This window comes from Ruegeria sp. YS9 (genome assembly GCF_024628725.1).
In the GTDB taxonomy this organism is placed as follows: domain Bacteria; phylum Pseudomonadota; class Alphaproteobacteria; order Rhodobacterales; family Rhodobacteraceae; genus Ruegeria; species Ruegeria atlantica_C.
Window position 1 is genome coordinate 1,053,641 of record NZ_CP102409.1, and the last position, 19,281, is coordinate 1,072,921.

Sequence of the window (19,281 nt, forward strand, 5' to 3'; positions counted from 1 at the left end):
TCTCAGCAGTTTGGCACGTTCACGGCCAATCCACCAAGCGAGGTTTCCTTGTATTTTTCGTGCATGTCATGGCCGGTCTGACGCATCGTCTCGATCACCGCATCCAGCGGCACGAAATGCTCTCCATCCCCGCGAAGGGACAAAGACGCAGCGGACACAGCCTTGATGGCCCCCAGCCCGTTACGCTCGATGCAGGGCACCTGAACCAGACCGGCAACGGGATCGCAGGTCATGCCCAGATGATGCTCCAACGCGATCTCGGCCGCGTTTTCAACCTGTTCGGGCGTGCCGCCCATCACGGCGCAGAGCCCCGCCGCGGCCATGGCTGATGCGCTGCCGACCTCGGCCTGACACCCCGCTTCGGCCCCCGAGATGGACGCATTGTATTTGACCAGCCCGCCAATCGCGGCCGCAGTCAGAAGGAAGTCTTCGATATGGCTCTCCGAAGCACCGGGAACGTGGTCCAGGTAATAGCGCAGTACCGCGGGAAGAACGCCCGCCGCCCCGTTGGTCGGTGCCGTGACGACTTGCCCACCGGCGGCGTTTTCTTCGTTGACCGCCATGGCGTAGACACTCATCCAGTCGTTGATCGTGTGCGGCGCGGTCAGGTTCATGCCGCGTTCGGCCATCAGCGCGTCATAGATACCCTTCGCCCTGCGTCGCACTTTCAGCCCGCCGGGCAGAATGCCGTCGGTGGTCAGACCGCGTTCGATACAGGCATTCATGACGTCCCACAGGCGGGTGCAGCCCTTGGCGAAACTGTCGGCGCAGCCGCGCGCGATCTCATTGGCGCGCTTCATCTCGGCAATGGTTTTGCCGCTGGATTTGGCCATCTCCAGCATCTCGGCCGCGGTGTGGAACGGGAAGGGCACGGGCGGCCCGTCGTTGGTGTCCTTGCCTTGGGCCAGCTCTTCTTCGGTCAGGACAAAGCCGCCACCGATGGAATAGAACACCTGGCGCAGGATCACGTCCCCCTGCGCGTCCGTGGCCATCAGGATCATCCCGTTAGCGTGTCCCGGCAGGTTGGTGTCATAGTCGAAAACCAGGTCTGCTTTTGGATCGAACTGAAGCGTCGGCAGGCCGTCGGGGGAAACCGTGTGTGTCTTGGCGATGTCCGCCAATGCGGCCTCGGCCTTGTTGTTGTCGTAGGTGTCCGGAACAAAACCGGCCAAACCCAGAATGGTCGCCCGGTCGGTCGCATGGCCGACGCCGGTAAAGGCGAGCGAGCCATGCAACGAGCCCTTCAGACCCGCAAATTCAAAGGGTGAAGCACGCATCATATCCAGAAAGCGCGCCGCCGCCACCATGGGGCCCATGGTGTGCGAGGAGGACGGGCCGATGCCCACTTTGAACATATCGAAGACAGAGAGGAACATGTCAGGTAGCTGAGCCTTCTAAGGGGTTGGCGTAAATAGGAGAGGTGTAGGGTGCGGGGCCCAGACCCTCGGCCGCGATGGCTGCGACGGTGGCGGGGCGTGTCTCAAGCTGTGCCAGGATGGTTTGCAAGGCCGGGGTGTCAGTCAGTTGATACCAACTGCGATCTGCCTTGGCCGGGTACAAGGCCATCCAGCGCATCATGCATGCGACGTAATAGGTCAGAACCGACGGGCATTCCGCGCGGAACCAGGCTGGCGCGCGTTTTGCCAGCGCGTCCAGCAGTTGCAGGTGTTGCTTCAAACGAGGGCGGATACCTGCACGCAGGGTATCGGCCTGTGGCGGGGCGATGTATTTCTCGGCATAGAACAGAATGCGCAGATCGGCGTGCAGCGTGTTGGACGCAAAGAACAGCCATTTCAAAAACTCGGCGCGTTCGGGGGCCTCTGTCGCCGGGGCCAGTTGCCCGTGGCACTCGGACAGCCACAACAGGATTGCCGCCGTTTCAAAGATCGGCCCTTGCGGAGTTTCAAGCACCGGGATCAGCCCGTTGGGGTTCAATGCCCTGTACACCGCGCTGTCCTGTTCGTTGCGACGGCGATCGACCAGCACGGTTTCATAGGGCGCACCCATTTCCTCCAACACCAGCCGGATCACCAGCGAGGCGTTGTCAGGGGCGTAGTGCAGGCGGTAACGGGTCAACATGCGGGCAATCTATATGACAAAGATGAGGGCGTAAGACATGATTGCGACGTTTCCGATAGGAAACGCGCAGTCTTCAGGCATCTTTACGCTTGCCGAACCTCAAATTGTGGTCGCAGTCGCGCGGCGCATTCCCTATAACTCGGGCAGGCCAAACTGGGAAAGCTGCCATGACCGGAGAACTGTCGCCCATCGACACCGCAAAATACGTGGCCGCATGTCGTGCCGCCCAAATGGTCGAGGACGGCATGCGCGTGGGTCTTGGAACGGGATCCACTGCGGCCTGGCTGGTCCGTCGTTTGGGCGAACGGGTGCAGGACGAAGGTCTGCGGATCAAGGGCGTTCCCACATCCACCCGCACCGCGCAGCTGGCACGCGAAGTCGGGATCGAAGTCATTTCTCTGGATCAGGCCGGGTGGCTGGACATGACCATCGACGGCGCGGATGAATTCGATGCTGACCTGAACCTGATCAAGGGCGGCGGCGGCGCGCATTTGCAGGAAAAGATCGTTGCCACGGCCAGTGATCAGATGATCGTCATCGCCGATGCCGGGAAAGAGGTGGAAACGCTGGGTGCTTTCCCCTTGCCGGTCGAGGTTGTTCCATTTGGCTGGCAAACCACGCGGACACTGATCGAAGAAGCGCTGGACGCGATGGATGTACTTGGGACCTCGTCGGCGCTGCGTATGAATGGCGCGGCCCCGTTTGTGACGGATGAGGGCAACCACATTCTGGACCTGCATCTGCAACGCATCGGCAATCCCCGTCAGATGGCCTTGATCCTCAATCAGGTTCCCGGCGTGGTGGAAAACGGCCTGTTCATCGATATCTGTGACAAGGTCGTCATCGGCCATGGCGACGGGCGGGTCGAGCTGCGGGATATCAACGCGGGCACCCTTGAACTGGATCAACTGTTAAGTGGAACCCGGGAAAACCTGTTTTCCGACCAAACGGACTGAGTTTTATGCAAGCCAATCTGACAAGCGTCGGCAAAAGACCGAAAATTCCACGCCCGGGGGTTGGCACCGCGGTTTTCGCGCCCAGATATCCAGAGGATTTTTGCAAGTTGAACGAAGGAACCCGGCATGAGCTTTGACTATGATCTTTTCGTCATCGGCGGAGGCTCGGGCGGGGTCCGGGCGGCACGTGTGGCGGCGGGTGAAACCGGTGCAAAGGTCGCGCTGGCTGAAGAAGACCGCTATGGCGGCACCTGTGTGATCCGGGGTTGCGTGCCAAAGAAACTGATGGTCTTTGCCAGCGAATACTCGGGCATGGTCGAAGACGCACAAGCCTATGGTTGGGCCGTTCAGCCCGGCGCGTTTGACTGGGACACGTTTCACGGCAAACTGGTTGCCGAACTGGACCGGCTGGAAGGAATTTATCGCAGCATCCTGAAAAACAACGGTGTCGAAAGCTTTGATCAACGCGCGCGCCTGGTGGATGCGCATACGGTCGAACTGACCGACGGCACCCGGAAAACCGCCAAACACATCCTGATTGCAACGGGCGGCCGCCCGGTTGTACCGGATTTCCCGGGATCGGATCTTGCGATCACGTCGAACGAGATTTTCCATCTGGACAAGCTGCCCCAGAGCATTCTGATCGTCGGCGGTGGCTATATCGCCAGCGAATTCGCCGGGATCATGAACGGTCTGGGCGTCAAGACCACGCAATTCTACCGCGGTGCGCAGATCCTGCGTGGCTTTGATGAAGAAGCGCGTGGGCTGATCTGCGAAGAGATGCGCCAGAACGGCATAGACGTGCGTCTGGGCACCAATGTTCTGGAAATGGCCAGAGACGGCGACCAGATCCGCGTCAAGGCAACCGACGGCACCGAGGATCGTTTTGACGTGGTCATGTACGCCACGGGCCGCGCGCCGAATGCCGACAATCTCGGGCTGGAAGATCTGGGCGTCGAACGTGGTCGCAAGGGTGAGATCGTCGTGGATGAATACAGCCAGACCGCTGTTCCGTCGATCTATGCCATCGGCGATGTGACCGACCGGGTCAACCTGACGCCCGTGGCCATCCGCGAGGGTATGGCTTTTGTGGAAACCGTTTTCAAAGGCAACCCGACACCGGTGGATCACGACCTGATCCCGACCGCGATCTTCACGCAACCTGAATTCGGCACAGTTGGCCTGAGCGAGGAAGAAGCCTCGGCCCAGGAACCGATCGAGGTCTATGCCACGTCGTTCAAGCCGATGCAGAAGGCGTTTGCCGGTGGCACGCAGCGGGTTTTGATGAAACTGATCGTCTCTCAGGCCACGCGTAAGGTTCTAGGGTGTCATATCGTGGCCCCGGGGGCCGGTGAGATGATCCAGCTGGCTGGTATCGCCGTAAAGATGGGCGCGACGAAAGAAGATTTTGACCGCACGGTTGCAGTTCATCCGGTGATGGCCGAAGAACTGGTGACAATGCGGCAACCTGTACGCACCGCTTGATTTGCAAGCGCGCGCACACACGTTACAAGGGAACCCGTGATCACACGGTCCAATACAAGGGAAAAGATACATATGGCGGGCAACAGCGGCGGCCCCTGGGGGGGCGGAGGCTCATCCGGAGGCGGAGGAAATCGGGGTAACAACGGGGATGGGCGCAAGCCCCCCGAAGGCGAAGGCCCGCAGATTCCCGAAATCGACGAGCTGATGAAAAAAGGCCAGGAGCAGCTGCGCGTCCTGATGGGCGGTCGCGGCGGCGGTGGCCGTGGTGGCAGCGGTGGTCAGGGCGGTGGAGGCCCGGCCTTTACCAAAGGTACTGTTGCGATCGGCCTGGTGGCGGCTGCCGTTTTGTGGGGGCTGGCCAGCTTTTACACTGTAAAACCGGAAGAACAGTCAGTTGAGCTGTTTCTGGGTGAGTTCTCGGCCGTTGGCAATCCGGGTCTGAACTTTGCGCCATGGCCGTTTGTCACTGCCGAGGTGATTCCGGTCACTCGCGAACAGACCGAAGATATGGGCGGAGCCCGCGGCAGCGACGATGGACTCATGCTGACCGGCGACGAAAACGTGGTCGATATCGACTATCAGGTCGTCTGGAACATCAGCGATCCGGCCAAGTTCCTGTTCAATCTGCGTGATCCACGCCAGACCATCCGCGCCGTGTCGGAATCGGCGATGCGCGAGATTATCGCGCAGAGCGAGCTGGCACCGATCCTGAACAGGGATCGTGGCATCATCGCGGATCGTCTACAGGAACTGATTCAGGCGACCATGGACAGCTATGATTCGGGGATTAACATTGTTCGCGTCAACTTCGACAAAGCCGACCCGCCGCAGGACGTGATCGCCGCCTTCCGCGACGTTCAGGCCGCCGCGCAGGAGCGTGACCGGCTGCAAAACGTCGCCGACGCCTACGCCAACCGGGTTCTGGCTGAGGCGCGCGGTGAAGCGGCACAGGTTCTGGAAGAAGCCGAAGCCTACCGCGCACAGCAGATCAACAGCGCCATGGGTGAAGCCAGCCGTTTCAGTGCGGTTTTGGAAGAATACTCCAAAGCGCCCGAGGTGACCCGCAAGCGTCTGTATCTGGAACGGATGGAGCAGGTTCTGGGTGACGTCGACAAGATCATTCTGGACGAAAACTCGACCGGATCGGGGCAGGGCGTTGTACCTTACCTGCCGCTGAACGAACTGCGCCGCAATTCCGGACAGGAGAGCAACTGATGCGTAAAACGACCTTTATTCTACCGATCGTTTTCATCGCGATTGTTGGTGTTCTGTCCTCGATCTTTATCGTGGATGAACGTGAGCGCGCGTTGGTTCTGCAATTTGGCCGCGTTGTTGCGGTCAAGGAAGAGCCGGGTCTGGCGTTCAAGATCCCGCTGATTCAAGAAGTTGTCCGCTATGACGACCGGATCCTGTCCATCGACGTTCAACCGTTGGAGGTTACGCCTCTGGATGATCGTCGTCTCGTGGTGGACGCTTTTGCACGTTACCGGATTTCGGACCTGAACCAGTTCCGTCAGGCCGTTGGTGTCGGTGGTATTCCGGTCGCCGAAGACCGTCTGGATCGTATCCTGCGCGCCGAAACCCGCGAAGTACTGGGTTCGGTGTCGTCACGTGACATCCTCAGTTCGGACCGTGCCGCGCTGATGCTGCGCATCCGCAACAGCGCGATTGCCGAGGCACGTGCGCTGGGCGTCAACGTGATCGACGTACGCCTGAAAGCGACCGACTTGCCGCAAGCCAACCTCGAGGCAACCTTCGACCGGATGAAGGCCGAACGCGAACGTGAGGCGACCGACGAACGCGCCCGCGGCAACGAAGCTGCGCAGCGTGTACGCGCGCAAGCTGATCGTACCGTGGTCGAGTTGGTTTCGGATGCGCGCCGCGAGGCCGAGATCATCCGTGGTGAAGCTGACGCCGAACGAAACGCGATCTTTGCTGAAGCCTACGGTGCAGACCCGGAGTTCTTCGAGTTCTATCGCTCGCTGACCGCGTATGAAAAAGCGTTACAGGGCGGCAATAGCTCATTGATCCTGAGCCCGGATTCCGAGTTCTTCAACTATCTCAGTTCACCAACGGGACGGTCGGCCCCGGCTGCCGCGCCGTCTGAATAATGGGTATGATCCTTCTGGCCTTCGGGCTGGTGCTGATTGTCGAGGGGCTGGCCTATGCGCTGGCCCCTTCGCTTGTCGAACGGATGCTTGAAGCCCTGCGGGACATGCCAGAGCAAGCCCGGCGTCTGGTCGGATTGCTGTGTGTGATCAGCGGGCTGCTCCTGCTTTGGGGCGCGCAACACCTGGGATTTTGACGCTGCGGTTTCACTTGCCGGTGATTTCGTTGCGATCCCGAGTTGCTCGTGGGGTCAAACTGACTACATTGGTTTGTAAGAAAGGCCGTGAACAAGCGGTCTTGACGAGAATGTCGACAAGGAGAGCTCAAGTGCAGGCGAAAGCGCGCAGTGTATCCGTCCGGTGGGACGAAGTGAGTATTTGGATGCGGCTGATGTGGCTGGCTTTTGCCGGTTCACTGCTTTTGCTGGCGCAATCGGCGGTGGCACAGGCGAGGGGCGAAAGCCTGGCACCACTGGCCGAGAAAGTCAGCCCGGCGGTTGTGAACATCACCACCAGCACCCTGATCGAGGGCCGGACCGGCCCGCAGGGCATCGTGCCCGAAGGCTCTCCGTTTGAAGACTTCTTTCGCGAGTTCCAGGACCGAAACGGCGGAGAAAACGACAACGCGCCGCGTCGCAGCAATGCGTTGGGGTCGGGGTTCGTGATCTCGGAAGACGGCTTTATCGTCACGAACAACCATGTGATTGCCGAAGCTGATGAGATCCTTGTGGAATTCTTTCCCGGCGATGGTCAGCCCAAGAAAGAACTGGTGGCCAAAGTCATCGGAACTGATGAGAAGACCGATATCGCTCTGCTCAAGGTCGAGGCTTCGGGTCCGCTGAAATATGTGAAGTTCGGCAACAGCGATGTGGCACGTGTCGGGGACTGGGTCATCGCCATGGGCAACCCGCTTGGGCAAGGCTTTTCGGTATCGGCAGGGATCGTTTCAGCCCGCAACCGAGCGCTGAGCGGAACCTATGACGACTACATTCAGACGGATGCGGCGATCAACCGGGGCAACTCGGGCGGGCCACTGTTCAACATGGACGGCGAAGTAATCGGTGTGAACACCGCAATCCTGTCGCCCAACGGCGGTTCGATCGGCATCGGTTTCTCGATGGCATCGAATGTCGTCGTGAAGGTCGTGGATCAACTGCGCAAATATGGCGAGACCCGTCGCGGCTGGCTGGGCGTCCGCATTCAGGACGTAACCGAAGACATGGCAGAAGCCATGGGCCTGGAAAAGCCGGGCGGGGCGCTGATCAGCGATGTACCGGACGGCCCCGCCAAGGAAGCTGGGTTGAAGGCGGGTGACGTGATCCTCAGCTTTGACGGCGTCGAGGTGGAAGACACCCGTGGCCTGGTGCGTCAGGTCGGCGAAGCAGAGGTCGGCAAATCCGTCAGAGTGATCGTGCACCGCGACGGCGGAACGCAGACCGTACTTGTGACACTGGGGCGTCGGGAAGATGCGGAACGCTCCGACAGTGGCGAGGAGGAACCGCAGGAAGCTCCGATTGAAGAGAACGCGGATATTCTGGGCCTCACGATTTCCCCCCTGACTGATACCCTGCGTGCAGATCTGGGGCTGGATTCTGATGCAGACGGTCTTGTGATTACGGATGTCGATGAAGCATCTGAGGCCTATGCCAAGGGAATGCGGGCAGGTGATCTGATCACCGAAGCAGGCCAGCAAAAGGTGGAAACCATCGGAGATCTTGAAGCCCGCATGGAAGAATCGCGCGAAGCTGGTCGCAAATCTTTGCTGCTGTTGGTGCGCAGGGGCGGCGATCCGCGTTTTGTGGCGCTGAGCCTCGAGAACTGATTGAACAGGCCGGGAAACCCTCCCGGCCTTTTTTCTGATTGCGGGCCAGACCAGGTATCACTGATGCGCCAAAAAAATGAGCCATACGCAGTGATTGCGTATGGCTCAGATACAGGGAGAGGTCAGTGGACAGATATCGGGGATGATTCTCTGACCTCCTACGGTAACAATCTCACGTTAGGTCAAAGCGTAATCGATGGTCTGTGAACCAGATCACACCGGATCAAATAAGATCTGAATCAGCCAATTCTCGCAGGGCTTCAAAGTCCTGGATCAGCAAACCACCTCGAGAGGCTTCGACCATGTTGTCGCGTTTCCAGATCGAGATGGTTTTGGATACTGCCTCGCGTGTGGCACCGACAAATTCGGCCAGTTCGCTCTGCGACAGGGTGATGCGCGCGGCCGGGTCGTCCTGTAAACTGGACAGGTGCAGCAGCTTGCGGGCCAGCCGAATAGGCATGGGCAGAAAGACCTGCTCGTTCAATTGCAATCCCATCCATCGCATCCGCAATCCGGCCAGACGGATCATATCCACGGCAAGGTCTGGCTGTTGTCTGATCTGGTTCATAACGTCGTTGCGGCGCACGCGCAGTACACGCGACTTTTCTGCCGCCGCAATGGTGGCCGTACGCGGACCATTGTCGAACAACGCGATTTCACCGAAGACTTCGCCGGGGCGCATCAAGGTAAGTGTCAGTTTGCGGCCGCTCATTGCCAGAAAGGAAACCTCTAACGTGCCTTCCAAAATGGCATAGAGAGAGTCGCCCTCGTCACCTTGTTCAAAAAGTATTTCACCTTGGGACAGAGATATTTCGGTCGCCTGCGCCGAAAGCATTTCTCTGAGCCCGTCGGAAGCTTCGGCAAGGAAGCCGCTGGTGGGAAAGGCCGTCATGTATGCACCGATCTTGGGCAGGGTATGAGAGTGGGTGGTGGCACAACTTCCCATAGCTGGGCGCTCAAGCCAAGAATTTTGTTTGTTTTGGCAGGTCTGGCGGGTGTAAAGGCCGCTATTTCTGCTCGGGATCGTCCATATAGCGTTGCAGAATGCTGAACTGAAGCATCAGGAAGGCCATCAGCGCGATGGGAAAGCCGAAGGTCTCGATCTTGACCCACAGATCCGTCGACATGGTGCGCCAGACGAATTCGTTTGCGGCGGCCAGAACGGCGAAACAAGCACACAGACGGCGCGTGAGTATCATCCAGCCTTCGTGTTTCATCGGCAGCATTTCGTCCAGAACATAGGCCAGATAGGATTTCTTTTGCATCAGACCAATGCCGAGGATCAGGGCAAACAGCCCATAGACAAGCGTGGTTTTCATCTTGAAGAACCGCTCGTCGTTGAACCAGGCTGTGAGGCCGCCGAAGAAAATCACCATGAAGGCCGTGAAGATCTGCATCCGGCTGAGTTTGCCGGTCAGATACCACAGGATACCCATTGCCCCCAGCATCAGCGGGACGAAGATTATCGTGGCGATGATAAACCCGGAATACTCGATGCCGCCGATCAGAAAGCTGTCGTCGCGCAGGCGCAGGTAGATGAAGAAGAAGGCCAGCGGGGGGCCAAGTTCCAGAACCTGTTTCAGAAACGGGTTGATGTCTTTTTTGCCTGTCATCTGTACTTCCTGCTGCTTACCCGCCCATTTCAACTATTACGGCGCCAAGTGCAATCAATGCCATCAGGGCAATGCGTCTTGGGCCGACAGTTTCCTTTAGCACAAGCCAGCCGATCAGCGCAGCGAAGACCGTTGAGGTTTCGCGCAGAACGGCTGCTTCACCGACCTTGTCCAACCGGGTGGCCAGCATGATCGCCCCGAAGGACAAAGGGGCGATGATACCGCCGGCGAGGCCGCGCAGCATCAGCGGGCCAGGTGCAGGTCTGTGCGCCATCGCGCGCCACCTGAGAAATGCGTAGATCGGCATGGCCGCGCCGTCGATCATGAAGAACCAGGCCAGAAAGGTGAACGGATCGGCGGTGGCGCGAATGCCATAGGCGTCATAGGTGGTGTACAGAGCCACAAACAGGCCTGTGATGATCGCCAGTGTCAGCGCGATGCCCAGCGTATCCCTGTCGGTTTCCAGGAACCTGAAGTTGTAGGCGGCCAACCCGAATATCCCGGCCAGCAACGTAGCTACGCCCAGCCATTGCACGGCCGAGAATGTTTCCCCGAACAGAAGATAGGCACCGATGACGGTGAACAGCGGACCCGTCCCGCGCACCACCGGATAGACGACGGTGTAAGAGCCTTTGGTGTATGCCATGGCTTGCAGGGTCTTGTAGGCGATGTGGATCAGCCAGACGAGTGCGAAGATCGGCCACATATGAGGTTCGGGCCATGGGACCACGAAAAAGGCGAAGGGGGCTGCCATAAGGCAATAGCAGGCGTCGATCGCGCCGCGGGACAGCCACGGGTCGTGCCTGCCTTTTTGCAATGCACCGAAGACCGCGTGCAGGAACGCCGCCATCAAGGCCAGCGCCAATGCCAGTTGGTGTCCGGTCTCGGTGCCTTCGAGAGAGATCAGCCAGTCGCTCAAATACGCGGACCTTTTGCGGAGCGGAGAAGTGGGGGGCTGTCTGCCCCCCACACCCCCCGAGGATATTTGGGGCCAGATGAAGCCTGGGATCAGCCTTTGTCGAGACCGGTGAGGGCGGCGGCGAATTCTTCGGGGTCGAAAGGGGCAAGGTCGTCGATCTGTTCGCCGACTCCGATCGCGTGGATGGGCAACCCGAATTTGTCTGCCAGGGCAACAAGAACACCGCCCTTGGCCGTGCCGTCCAGCTTGGTCATGACCAGACCGGAAACGTCCGCCAGATTGCGGAACGTTTCCACCTGGCTCAGTGCGTTCTGTCCGGTGGTGGCGTCGAGTACGAGCAAGGTATTGTGTGGAGCGGTGTCATCAACCTTGCGGATGACGCGGACGATTTTGGCCAGTTCCTCCATCAGGTCGGTGCGGTTTTGCAGGCGGCCTGCCGTATCTATCATCAGCAGATCGGCGCCTTCTGCCTGTGCACGGGTCAGCGCGTCAAAGGCGAGGCTGGCAGGGTCCGAGCCTTCTGGTGCGGTCAGAACCGGAACTCCGGCGCGATCGCCCCAGACCTGCAACTGTTCCACGGCCGCAGCGCGGAAGGTGTCGCCGGCGGCGATGATGACCTTTTTGCCGGCCTCTTTGAACTGGCTGGCCAGTTTTCCAATTGTCGTGGTCTTGCCCGAGCCGTTGACGCCGACGACCAGCACCACTTGTGGCCGTTTGGGATAGATCGGCAGAGGCTTGGCCACAGGCTCCATCACGCGGGCGACTTCCTGGGCCAGAAGTTGCTTGATCTCTGTGGTCGACAGTTTGCGGCCAAAGCGGCCCTCAGCCATGTTAGACGTGACCCGCAAGGCCGTGTCGACGCCCATGTCCGAGGCGATCAGCAGCTCTTCGAGCTGTTCCAGCATGTCATCGTCCAGGGTGCGGCGCATTTCCGTGGCGGCGCCTCGATTGAACAGGCGGTTCAGGATACCCTTGGATTCCGGTATTTCCGGCGGTGGAGCGACAGGCGTGGGGTCAGCCGGGATCGGTGCCGGCGGTTCAACCGGTTGCGGGGCCGGGGCAGGCTCTGGCACTTCTGGAACGGGTTGCGGATCGGGCTGCGGCTGGGGGATCACCGGGTCCGGCGCCGCCGTTTCCTCGCCGCCATCCTCGACGATGGCTTCCAGCCCTTCTTCAAGACGAGATGAAGATTTGAACAGCTTGTCCTTTAGCTTTGAGAAAAACGCCATACTTGGTCTCCACAGGTGTTCCCTTCACCTAATGCGGATTTGCGGCAGTTGCAAAGGGTCACACAAACGCAAGGACAAAGCCAAGCTGAGCACCCCAGTAAAGGGGCCACACCAGATAAGGCGTTACCTTGAGGGCAGGGTGGTTCGGTGGCAGCAGGAATTTCTCGGTTGCGAGGATCAGATCTGACGCGATGAAGGCCATGGCGGCGGGCAAGGCCCACTGAAGCGGGCCGGCATCCGGCAGTGCCAGCACAGTGATCCCCATTCCGAGAATGATCGGGATATAGGCCAGAACGGGCCCCTTCAGGTCTCCGGCGCGGGGCGCAAGCAGTGTGGCCATGATGATGCCAAGAATGATCAAGGACCATACAATCGCTGGTGCGTTCCAAATCAGCGCAACGGAACTTGTCGGATGAGACAGGAACAGAGCGATATAGGCCAGATGCCCGGCGGCAAAAGCGGCGATGCCCGCCATGAACGTGGCATCTGTTTCGCGTGACAGCATAGCGTCGCCGGACGCACACAGAGCGAGCGCAAGAACCAACAACCAAGGCCCACCGTGCAAGACGGCTATGACCGCCAACAGGACGACCGAAGCGGTTTTCAGCACGGTGCGCAAAGATCCGGCAGGTCGGGAGGTCAGCGGCAGATAACCAAGGGCACTGCCAAGGGCGATCCAGAACAGTATGGTTGTCATGTCATCTCCTCGCCGATTGAGAATAATCTGATCTGGGGCGTGACGTGAAATCAACCGCTTACGTCGAGTTAAGTGTTATGTGATGACACCGGTCCAACAGGCGAATGGCATGACCGGAGCGCTTCTGCCAAAATGGAAACATGTTCAGATCCATTATGATTCTTGCAACTTTTGCCGCACAGTCAGTGGCGGCACAAACGCCTTTGTCTGACTCGGAGTTCGACAAGTATACGCAGGGCAAAACTCTGTTCTACGGGTTCGAAGGTCAGATTTACGGGGTGGAGCGGTATCTTCCGAACCGTCGTGTGATCTGGTCTTTTCTCGACGGGAATTGCAAGGAAGGTATCTGGTACCAGCAGGGTGAACAGATTTGCTTTGTCTACGAAGACAGGCTGGATCCGCAATGCTGGGTTTTCACTCAATCCGGTGGCGGTTTGATTGCGCAATTCGAAGGTAATCCGGAAGCGACCGAACTGTATGAGGCAGAGGATCTTGGGGAAGAAATGGTTTGTTACGGGCCCGACGTTGGCGTTTGATCAGTTTCGGCGCAGCTCGTCATAGCTGATCATGACATGGGTCTGGTAGGCTGGCCTTTCGGTCAGCGTGTCATAGTACCGGCGCAAATTGGGCAGTGATGTACGTGATATATCGATGTCATAGTAGCGATAGAGAACGTGTCCCAACTGGATATCGGCCAAAGTCAGGCAGGAACCGCACAGGAACGCATGTTCAGACAGTTGCGCATCGGCGATTGCCAGCGTGCTTTCTAGCGCTGTCAGGGCTTTTTCGATTGCATGGTGGTCGTGCTCTGCCTCCGGTGTCCGCACAACCCGCCAGAACACAGGTACCGTGAATGCCATCGCGACGTTGATCTTGGCCCATTCCGCCCACTTGTCCACTTCGGCTTGCCGGGTCGGGTCGCGTGGCCAGAAATCATCTTCACCATACGCGGAGGCCAGATACCGCAGGATTGGGCCCGTCTCCCAAAGCGGGGGGCGTTCGCCATCCTGTATCACCGGGATGGTGCCGTTTGGGTTCAGTTTGCGAAAGCCATCCTTGTTCAGCCCACCGAACCTGTGCCCCACATCGTGGCGTTGAAAACCTAGTGCCAGCTCACCTACGCACCACATCAGGGCCTGTACATTGGATGATGTTCTTCGGCCCCAGATGGTCAGCATGGCCTAGAACAGCGATCCTTGATCCGGGGCGCCCGGTTTGGGTTTCTTCGAAGACGGTTTCGCGGCCGCGCCGGTGCTGAGAATGCCGTCGGCGAATTCGATCTCGAGCGCCGTTTGTTTGGCGGCCTGAGCCTTGGTGGTGATCACATTCCCTTCGGCCCGGACGACCGCGTATCCGCGGTCCAAAGTGGCCTTGTAGCTCAACGTCTCGCGCAGGCGATCCGTCGCTTCGAGTTGCTGTTTGAGGCGGTCCAGTCGCGTGGTTTGGGCCGTGTGCATTCGATCGCCAAGACGGTTGAGGTTTTGCCGCTGCTGATCGATTTCCTTTTGAATCGGTCGCAGGGACAGGCGCGAGGACAGGTTGTGTAGTGATTCCCGTCGTGCAGATACCAGACTGCGCAGGGTTGAGGGGCGCAGATGGGCAGACAGTTCCACCACTTGAAGGCGACGGTTCTGAACCCCGCGGATCAAGGCGGGTGTGAGTCTATCTGCAATCAAATCAAGGCGTTGCCTCGGAGAGTTCAACAGGCTATCCGGGCGCGGCAGGGCGCGGGACAGATCGCGCAGCCTTTGCGTTCGGCGTTGGACTGCATCCGTTGCCGCGCGTGACAGGCGTGCGCCTTGCTCGCCAGTCCAGGCAAGCAGTTCCATGCGCACCGGAACGGCCAGTTCGGCGGCCGCGGTGGGTGTTGGCGCGCGCTGGTCCGAAACGAAATCAATCAGGGTGGTGTCGGTTTCATGCCCAACGGCCGAGATCAACGGTATGTCCGACGCAGCTGCGGCGCGGGCGACGATCTCTTCATTGAAGCCCCAGAGGTCTTCGATCGATCCGCCGCCACGGGCCACGATGATCAGGTCGGGCCGGGGCAACGCGCCGCCGGGTGTCAATTGGTTGAAGCCTTCGATGGCGCGGGCAACCTCGGGCGCGCAGTTGGCCCCTTGAACCGCCACAGGCCAGATCAGCACCTTGCGCGGGAACCTGTCCCTGAGCCGATGCAGAATGTCGCGGATCACGGCGCCTGAGGGGGATGTGACCACGCCAATAACCTGCGGCAGGTATGGCAGGGGCTTTTTGTGTTCGGGCGCGAATAATCCTTCGGCCTCAAGCTGTTTCTTGCGCTTCTCCAGCAGCGCCATCAGCGCGCCCTGACCCGCGACGGAAACCTCATCGACATTCAGGTTGTATTTGGATTGCGCCCCGAAAGCCGTGAGGCGACCGGTGGCGACGACCTCCAATCCTTCTTCGGGCACAACGGACAGGCCGGAAATCTGACCTTTCCACGTGGTGCAGGCCAAAACGTTCCTGTCGTCCTTGATGTCGTAGTACAGATGCCCGGATCGGGCTTTGAACACGCGCCCAACCTCACCGCGCACGCGGATTCGACCGAACGAGCCTTCGAGCGTCCGTTTCACCTCACCCGAAATTTCGGACACAGTGTATTCAGGGGTGTTTTGGCCTGGAATCGGGTCATCAAGCAGGTCGGACATTTCAGCGCCTTGTTTCAAATGCGCGCCCAGCTTAGAACGCCGCGCAGGCAAGGCCAAGCAGATCGGAGAGCTTTCATGAATATCCTCATTCTCGGCAGCGGCGGGCGCGAACACAGCCTGGCATGGGCAGTGCTGCAAAACCCCAAATGCGACCGTCTGATCGTGGCTCCGGGGAATGCGGGGATCGCTCAGATCGCTGACTGTGCCGCTCTGGATATTGAAAACGGCGGCGCTGTTGTCGGCTTTGCCGAAGAAAATGCGATTGATTTCGTGATTGTCGGACCCGAGGCGCCTTTGGCGGCCGGTGTGGCCGATCGGTTGCGCGAAGCCGGTGTATTGGTTTTTGGACCTTCAGCCGAGGCGGCGAAGCTGGAAGCGTCGAAAAGCTTCACCAAGGAAATCTGCGACGCGGCCAACGCCCCCACCGCGGCTTATGCCCGGTTTACCGAGGCTGAGCCTGCCAAAGCCTATATCCGCGAACAGGGCGCGCCGATTGTGGTCAAGGCCGATGGTCTGGCCGCAGGCAAGGGCGTGATCGTTGCGATGGACGAGAAGACCGCATTGGACGCCATTGACGACATGTTCGGCGGTGCCTTTGGCGGTGCGGGCGCGGAAGTCGTCATCGAAGAATTCATGGATGGTGAAGAAGCCTCGCTGTTCGTTCTGTGCGATGGTGAGGACATTCTTTCAGTCGGCACGGCCCAGGATCACAAACGGGTTGGCGAGGGCGATACCGGCCTGAACACCGGCGGAATGGGGGCGTATTCTCCGGCGCCGGTGTTGAGCGAAGAGGTGGAGGCGCGTGCGATGGAAGAAATCGTGCGCCCTACTATCGCCGAGATGAAGCGCCGGGGAACGCCGTTTCAGGGCGTTCTTTATGCAGGTTTGATGATCAAGGACGGGCAGCCAAGGCTGGTCGAATACAACGTCCGCTTCGGTGACCCGGAATGTCAGGTTCTGATGATGCGTTTGGGCGCGCAGGCGATGGACCTAATGCACGCGGCTGCCGAAGGCAGGTTGGGTGAGATGCGGGTGAATTGGGCGGATGACCATGCCATCACGGTGGTGATGGCGGCCAATGGCTATCCGGGTGCTTACAAGAAAGGCACTGCGATCAAAGGGCTTGAAGGCCTGCCGGAAGACAGCCGGAACATGGTGTTTCACGCTGGTACAAAGAGTGCCGATGGGCAGGTGGTTGCATCGGGCGGGCGCGTGCTGAACGTGACCGCCCGTGGGAGCACACTGAAGGAGGCGCGCGACCGGGCCTATGAAATGGTTGAAGCCGTGGATTGGCCTGACGGGTTTTACCGGCGCGATATCGGATGGCGTGCATTGGATGGTTGATCGGGCAGGGGGTTTGCCCCTCGGCCTTGCGGCCTCCCAGCGCTGCGCGGGTTCGCGGTCGAATTCGTCCACTGGACGATTTCCTTTCAACCGCTCATCCCTCAGGATGTTTTTGGCCAGATGAAGAGGCGGATCAGCAGTTCAGGGCTTGGGCTAGGCTTTTGCGGCCGTTGAACGGGCCCCGGTCGGATGTGATCCAGCCGTTGTCGTAAGAGACGCTGACGATCCGCGTCCAGTCGGCGCTGGCCACGATCAGTTCCGGGCGGTCGCCGCAGGTGCGCAGGCCACCGGAAATGAAATCTTCACCGATCCTGTGGTTGGTCAATCCGGGCAGAGCCGCGATTTCGCTCAGGGCGTTGTCTTTGTAGCGCCAGATGCGCAGTGTTTTGGCCAGATGAGGACGGTCGATATAAGCGATTTCGATATGCCCGTCGCCGTCCAGGTCGGCGGCCCCGATCGGGGCAAGCCAGCGGAAGCGGGTGCCGATATGAGGCGTGGCCGCGATCTTGTCTCCGGCGGCGTCGTAAATCGCAAGTTGAGCCCCTGCTTTGTCGTGGGATTCAACGACAATTGCTTCGCGTGCGCCGTCCAGGGTGACGTCTGCCAAGCGCGGGGCGATGTCTTCGAACACGCGATCCTGTGGCAGGCGAACAGTTACGACCGTACTGTCGGTCGTGAATTCCAGCGCGCCATATTCGATCGTATCACCCAGGACGCCATGGGCGTAACGAGTGGTTGGTTCTGTGAAGCGGGCGTCGTTGATGGTTTCCGCCGCGTCAGCCGGTTGCAGCGTGAGCCAAAGTCCGAAAGATAGCAAAGCGCCGCGTGCCCGAGATTGCCAAAAGCGGCGGGGCAGGCGCGGCGCATTGTTGTGCATCAGATCTGCTTTTCAGGCATCTGAACGACCAGACCGTCCAGCGCATCGGTGACCTTGATCTGGCAGGTCAGGCGCGAGCGGGCCGGGTCGGGCTCATAGGCAAAGTCCAGCATGTCTTCTTCCATGTCATCCTTGGCCGGGATTTTCTCGACCCAGTCGGGGTGGACGTAGACATGGCAGGTCGAGCAGGCGCAGGCGCCGCCGCAATCGGCCTCGATGCCGGGGATGTTGTTGTCACGGGCCCCTTCCATGACGGTCAGTCCGTTGGCGACCTCGACTGTGTGTTCGGTACCGCCGTGCTCGACATAGGTGATCTTTGCCATTGCGTGCGTCTTCCTTTTGCGATGTTCGATTTCTTCCTTAGTGAAGGCATTTAGGTCTTTCCAGCCTCATTTGCGACTCAGCGCGCCGTGTCTGGACTTTCTTGTCGTTTGTTCTATTTTTGTTCTTATGCTTGTTACACCCATTCGCCCTGTGGTTTCAAACCGGGATTGGCCGCGCCCGCCGTCCTGTCTGCCTTCCAGCCAACTGGATTCCCCGCCCGAGGGCGCGCGCGTGGCTGTGGCCGGGCTTGTGATCCTGCGGCAGAGGCCGGGGACGGCCAAGGGCGTGATCTTTCTGACGCTTGAAGATGAGACCGGGATCGTGAATGTGGTGGTGTGGCGCAAAATCTACGAACGGTTCCGCCGTGCGGTGATTTCGGGGCGGTTGCTGAAGGTGACGGGCCGGATGCAGCGGGCGCATTCAGTGACCCATGTGATTGCGGAAGAAATCGAGGATATTTCGGGGATGCTGGATATGCTGGTTCAGGGCGCAGGGGCGGCCTGCCGTGACGGACAATAGCGAGCGGCTGCCTTGTTGCCTTGCGCGCAACAAGACCTGTACGCCGATGAATGTCGGTAAGTTTCCGCATATCACGCTGGGTCAAAGGCGCTTTTCCGCCAATTCGGCATTGGTCGGTCGACTCTTCGATGCCGTGTTAGTACTGCGGGCATCTCTATGCGTCGGCCTGTGTCTGAACGCAGGCGCGACGGCACGCCACTCAACATCTTCTCAGAGTCAGTTCAGATGCCTGAAGTAACACGAAATGGATCGTTCGAAAAAACCGTCCAGATGGATGAGAGCCAGATTGCCGGTCGCCTTGGCGAACTGTTGGAGCATACGCGTTCAAAAGGATACGTGCATACCGCCAGAATGATCGAGGAAGCATTGAGTGCCCACTCTTTCGAGCGCAGACACCTTGGGAACACCCAAAAGTACCTCTCGGAATTGCAGCGTCTAAAGCGCAAAGAGATGACACGCTTGGTGCGGGAAACGGGTGCGAAGAAGCAGGCGGCTTTTGTCCTGACGCCCCGGATGCGCGTTGACCACAGAAATCCTGCCGCGCTGCGCAGTGGGGTTTGGAGGAACACCCCGATGCCTTTCCCGGCGGAACCCGAATTCAAGTTTCGCTAGCCGAACCTGCCGCGGCCAAGGCAGCCAGGGC

General features: G+C 59.4%; 21 protein-coding genes. 10 read left to right on the forward strand and 11 right to left on the reverse strand.

All coding sequences use genetic code 11. The features are described from left to right. Positions 1–2 precede the first annotated feature (2 nt). Positions 3–1,376, reverse strand: coding sequence for an L-serine ammonia-lyase (locus NOR97_RS05435; RefSeq protein WP_257600460.1), 1,374 nt, complete (start codon positions 1,374–1,376; stop codon positions 3–5). Position 1,377: 1 nt separating this feature from the next. Beyond that, positions 1,378–2,079, reverse strand: a complete 702-nt coding sequence (locus NOR97_RS05440) for a glutathione S-transferase family protein (RefSeq protein ID WP_257600461.1) — start codon at positions 2,077–2,079, stop codon at positions 1,378–1,380. A gap of 167 nt (positions 2,080–2,246) precedes the next feature. On the opposite strand from NOR97_RS05440, the gene rpiA reads away from it, so the two are divergent. The 6 genes from rpiA (at position 2,247) to NOR97_RS05470 (ending at position 8,450) form a co-directional block, all read left to right on the forward strand. Beyond that, entirely contained in the window at positions 2,247–3,035 is a 789-nt protein-coding gene (gene rpiA / locus NOR97_RS05445) for a ribose-5-phosphate isomerase RpiA (protein WP_257600462.1), read from the forward strand. Positions 3,036–3,161: 126 nt separating this feature from the next. After that, entirely contained in the window at positions 3,162–4,520 is a 1,359-nt protein-coding gene (gene gor, locus NOR97_RS05450) for a glutathione-disulfide reductase (protein ID WP_170346572.1), read from the forward strand. Positions 4,521–4,592: 72 nt separating this feature from the next. Beyond that, positions 4,593–5,735 carry an FtsH protease activity modulator HflK gene (gene hflK, locus NOR97_RS05455; RefSeq protein ID WP_257600463.1) on the forward strand — a complete coding sequence of 381 codons (1,143 nt, stop codon included), beginning with the start codon at positions 4,593–4,595 and terminating at the stop codon, positions 5,733–5,735. Next, a complete protein-coding gene (gene hflC, locus NOR97_RS05460; RefSeq protein ID WP_170346574.1) occupies positions 5,735–6,631 on the forward strand; it encodes a protease modulator HflC in 897 nt (298 codons plus the stop codon). The genes hflK and hflC overlap by 1 nt, the downstream gene beginning before the upstream one ends. After that, positions 6,631–6,825, forward strand: coding sequence for a DUF2065 domain-containing protein (locus NOR97_RS05465; RefSeq protein ID WP_257600464.1), 195 nt, complete (start codon positions 6,631–6,633; stop codon positions 6,823–6,825). The genes hflC and NOR97_RS05465 overlap by 1 nt, the downstream gene beginning before the upstream one ends. A gap of 110 nt (positions 6,826–6,935) precedes the next feature. Next, complete coding sequence (locus NOR97_RS05470; protein ID WP_374041603.1) at positions 6,936–8,450, forward strand: Do family serine endopeptidase; 1,515 nt, start codon at positions 6,936–6,938, stop codon at positions 8,448–8,450. Positions 8,451–8,673: 223 nt separating this feature from the next. On the opposite strand, the gene NOR97_RS05475 is transcribed toward NOR97_RS05470, so the two are convergent. The 5 genes from NOR97_RS05475 to NOR97_RS05495 form a co-directional block, all read right to left on the reverse strand. Then, positions 8,674–9,342 carry a Crp/Fnr family transcriptional regulator gene (locus tag NOR97_RS05475; protein WP_171170683.1) on the reverse strand — a complete coding sequence of 223 codons (669 nt, stop codon included), beginning with the start codon at positions 9,340–9,342 and terminating at the stop codon, positions 8,674–8,676. A 115-nt stretch (positions 9,343–9,457) separates the two neighbouring features. Next, positions 9,458–10,063, reverse strand: a complete 606-nt coding sequence (locus tag NOR97_RS05480) for an inner membrane-spanning protein YciB (RefSeq protein ID WP_257600465.1) — start codon at positions 10,061–10,063, stop codon at positions 9,458–9,460. A gap of 16 nt (positions 10,064–10,079) precedes the next feature. Continuing rightward, positions 10,080–10,982, reverse strand: a complete 903-nt coding sequence (locus NOR97_RS05485) for an EamA family transporter (protein WP_170346579.1) — start codon at positions 10,980–10,982, stop codon at positions 10,080–10,082. Positions 10,983–11,071: 89 nt separating this feature from the next. Next, entirely contained in the window at positions 11,072–12,211 is a 1,140-nt protein-coding gene (gene ftsY, locus NOR97_RS05490; RefSeq protein WP_170346580.1) for a signal recognition particle-docking protein FtsY, read from the reverse strand. A 58-nt stretch (positions 12,212–12,269) separates the two neighbouring features. Beyond that, complete coding sequence (locus tag NOR97_RS05495) at positions 12,270–12,908, reverse strand: lysoplasmalogenase (protein WP_210092176.1); 639 nt, start codon at positions 12,906–12,908, stop codon at positions 12,270–12,272. Between the two features lie 140 nt (positions 12,909–13,048). Here NOR97_RS05495 and NOR97_RS05500 point away from each other — a divergent pair, with 140 nt between their 5' ends. Further along, positions 13,049–13,444 carry a hypothetical protein gene (locus NOR97_RS05500; protein WP_257600466.1) on the forward strand — a complete coding sequence of 132 codons (396 nt, stop codon included), beginning with the start codon at positions 13,049–13,051 and terminating at the stop codon, positions 13,442–13,444. On the opposite strand, the gene NOR97_RS05505 is transcribed toward NOR97_RS05500, so the two are convergent. Both NOR97_RS05505 and xseA read right to left on the reverse strand, forming a co-directional pair. Then, positions 13,445–14,086 carry a glutathione S-transferase family protein gene (locus NOR97_RS05505; protein ID WP_257600467.1) on the reverse strand — a complete coding sequence of 214 codons (642 nt, stop codon included), beginning with the start codon at positions 14,084–14,086 and terminating at the stop codon, positions 13,445–13,447. A 3-nt stretch (positions 14,087–14,089) separates the two neighbouring features. Next, positions 14,090–15,574 (reverse strand): exodeoxyribonuclease VII large subunit, encoded by a 1,485-nt coding sequence (xseA, locus tag NOR97_RS05510; RefSeq protein ID WP_257600468.1) that lies wholly within the window; start codon positions 15,572–15,574, stop codon positions 14,090–14,092. Positions 15,575–15,649: 75 nt separating this feature from the next. Between xseA and purD the strand changes: the two genes are divergently transcribed. After that, complete coding sequence (gene purD, locus NOR97_RS05515) at positions 15,650–16,918, forward strand: phosphoribosylamine--glycine ligase (protein ID WP_170346585.1); 1,269 nt, start codon at positions 15,650–15,652, stop codon at positions 16,916–16,918. Positions 16,919–17,051: 133 nt separating this feature from the next. Here the strand turns inward: purD and NOR97_RS05520 are convergent, their stop codons facing one another. Both NOR97_RS05520 and NOR97_RS05525 read right to left on the reverse strand, forming a co-directional pair. Further along, positions 17,052–17,795, reverse strand: coding sequence for a VCBS repeat-containing protein (locus NOR97_RS05520; RefSeq protein ID WP_257600470.1), 744 nt, complete (start codon positions 17,793–17,795; stop codon positions 17,052–17,054). After that, positions 17,795–18,118, reverse strand: a complete 324-nt coding sequence (locus tag NOR97_RS05525) for a 2Fe-2S iron-sulfur cluster-binding protein (protein ID WP_152457603.1) — start codon at positions 18,116–18,118, stop codon at positions 17,795–17,797. The genes NOR97_RS05520 and NOR97_RS05525 overlap by 1 nt, the downstream gene beginning before the upstream one ends. A gap of 127 nt (positions 18,119–18,245) precedes the next feature. Here NOR97_RS05525 and NOR97_RS05530 point away from each other — a divergent pair, with 127 nt between their 5' ends. Together NOR97_RS05530 and NOR97_RS05535 are read left to right on the forward strand one after the other, a co-directional pair. After that, positions 18,246–18,638: an OB-fold nucleic acid binding domain-containing protein gene (locus NOR97_RS05530; protein ID WP_152459842.1), complete on the forward strand. Its 393-nt coding sequence runs from the start codon at positions 18,246–18,248 to the stop codon at positions 18,636–18,638. Between the two features lie 225 nt (positions 18,639–18,863). Next, complete coding sequence (locus NOR97_RS05535) at positions 18,864–19,250, forward strand: hypothetical protein (protein WP_257600471.1); 387 nt, start codon at positions 18,864–18,866, stop codon at positions 19,248–19,250. Positions 19,251–19,281 lie beyond the last annotated feature (31 nt).

Excerpts from the sequence above, each read along its gene's own strand:
- NOR97_RS05435 (WP_257600460.1), bottom strand. The coding sequence starts at position 1,376 with ATGTTCCTCTCTGTCTTCGATATGTTCAAAGTGGGCATCGGCCCGTCC.
- NOR97_RS05440 (WP_257600461.1), bottom strand. The coding sequence starts at position 2,079 with ATGTTGACCCGTTACCGCCTGCACTACGCCCCTGACAACGCCTCGCTG.
- rpiA (WP_257600462.1), top strand. The coding sequence starts at position 2,247 with ATGACCGGAGAACTGTCGCCCATCGACACCGCAAAATACGTGGCCGCA.
- gor (WP_170346572.1), top strand. The coding sequence starts at position 3,162 with ATGAGCTTTGACTATGATCTTTTCGTCATCGGCGGAGGCTCGGGCGGG.
- hflK (WP_257600463.1), top strand. The coding sequence starts at position 4,593 with ATGGCGGGCAACAGCGGCGGCCCCTGGGGGGGCGGAGGCTCATCCGGA.
- hflC (WP_170346574.1), top strand. The coding sequence starts at position 5,735 with ATGCGTAAAACGACCTTTATTCTACCGATCGTTTTCATCGCGATTGTT.
- NOR97_RS05465 (WP_257600464.1), top strand. The coding sequence starts at position 6,631 with ATGGGTATGATCCTTCTGGCCTTCGGGCTGGTGCTGATTGTCGAGGGG.
- NOR97_RS05470 (WP_374041603.1), top strand. The coding sequence starts at position 6,936 with ATGTCGACAAGGAGAGCTCAAGTGCAGGCGAAAGCGCGCAGTGTATCC.
- NOR97_RS05475 (WP_171170683.1), bottom strand. The coding sequence starts at position 9,342 with ATGACGGCCTTTCCCACCAGCGGCTTCCTTGCCGAAGCTTCCGACGGG.
- NOR97_RS05480 (WP_257600465.1), bottom strand. The coding sequence starts at position 10,063 with ATGACAGGCAAAAAAGACATCAACCCGTTTCTGAAACAGGTTCTGGAA.
- ftsY (WP_170346580.1), bottom strand. The coding sequence starts at position 12,211 with ATGGCGTTTTTCTCAAAGCTAAAGGACAAGCTGTTCAAATCTTCATCT.
- NOR97_RS05495 (WP_210092176.1), bottom strand. The coding sequence starts at position 12,908 with ATGACAACCATACTGTTCTGGATCGCCCTTGGCAGTGCCCTTGGTTAT.
- NOR97_RS05500 (WP_257600466.1), top strand. The coding sequence starts at position 13,049 with ATGTTCAGATCCATTATGATTCTTGCAACTTTTGCCGCACAGTCAGTG.
- NOR97_RS05505 (WP_257600467.1), bottom strand. The coding sequence starts at position 14,086 with ATGCTGACCATCTGGGGCCGAAGAACATCATCCAATGTACAGGCCCTG.
- xseA (WP_257600468.1), bottom strand. The coding sequence starts at position 15,574 with ATGTCCGACCTGCTTGATGACCCGATTCCAGGCCAAAACACCCCTGAA.
- purD (WP_170346585.1), top strand. The coding sequence starts at position 15,650 with ATGAATATCCTCATTCTCGGCAGCGGCGGGCGCGAACACAGCCTGGCA.
- NOR97_RS05520 (WP_257600470.1), bottom strand. The coding sequence starts at position 17,795 with ATGCACAACAATGCGCCGCGCCTGCCCCGCCGCTTTTGGCAATCTCGG.
- NOR97_RS05525 (WP_152457603.1), bottom strand. The coding sequence starts at position 18,118 with ATGGCAAAGATCACCTATGTCGAGCACGGCGGTACCGAACACACAGTC.
- NOR97_RS05530 (WP_152459842.1), top strand. The coding sequence starts at position 18,246 with ATGCTTGTTACACCCATTCGCCCTGTGGTTTCAAACCGGGATTGGCCG.
- NOR97_RS05535 (WP_257600471.1), top strand. The coding sequence starts at position 18,864 with ATGCCTGAAGTAACACGAAATGGATCGTTCGAAAAAACCGTCCAGATG.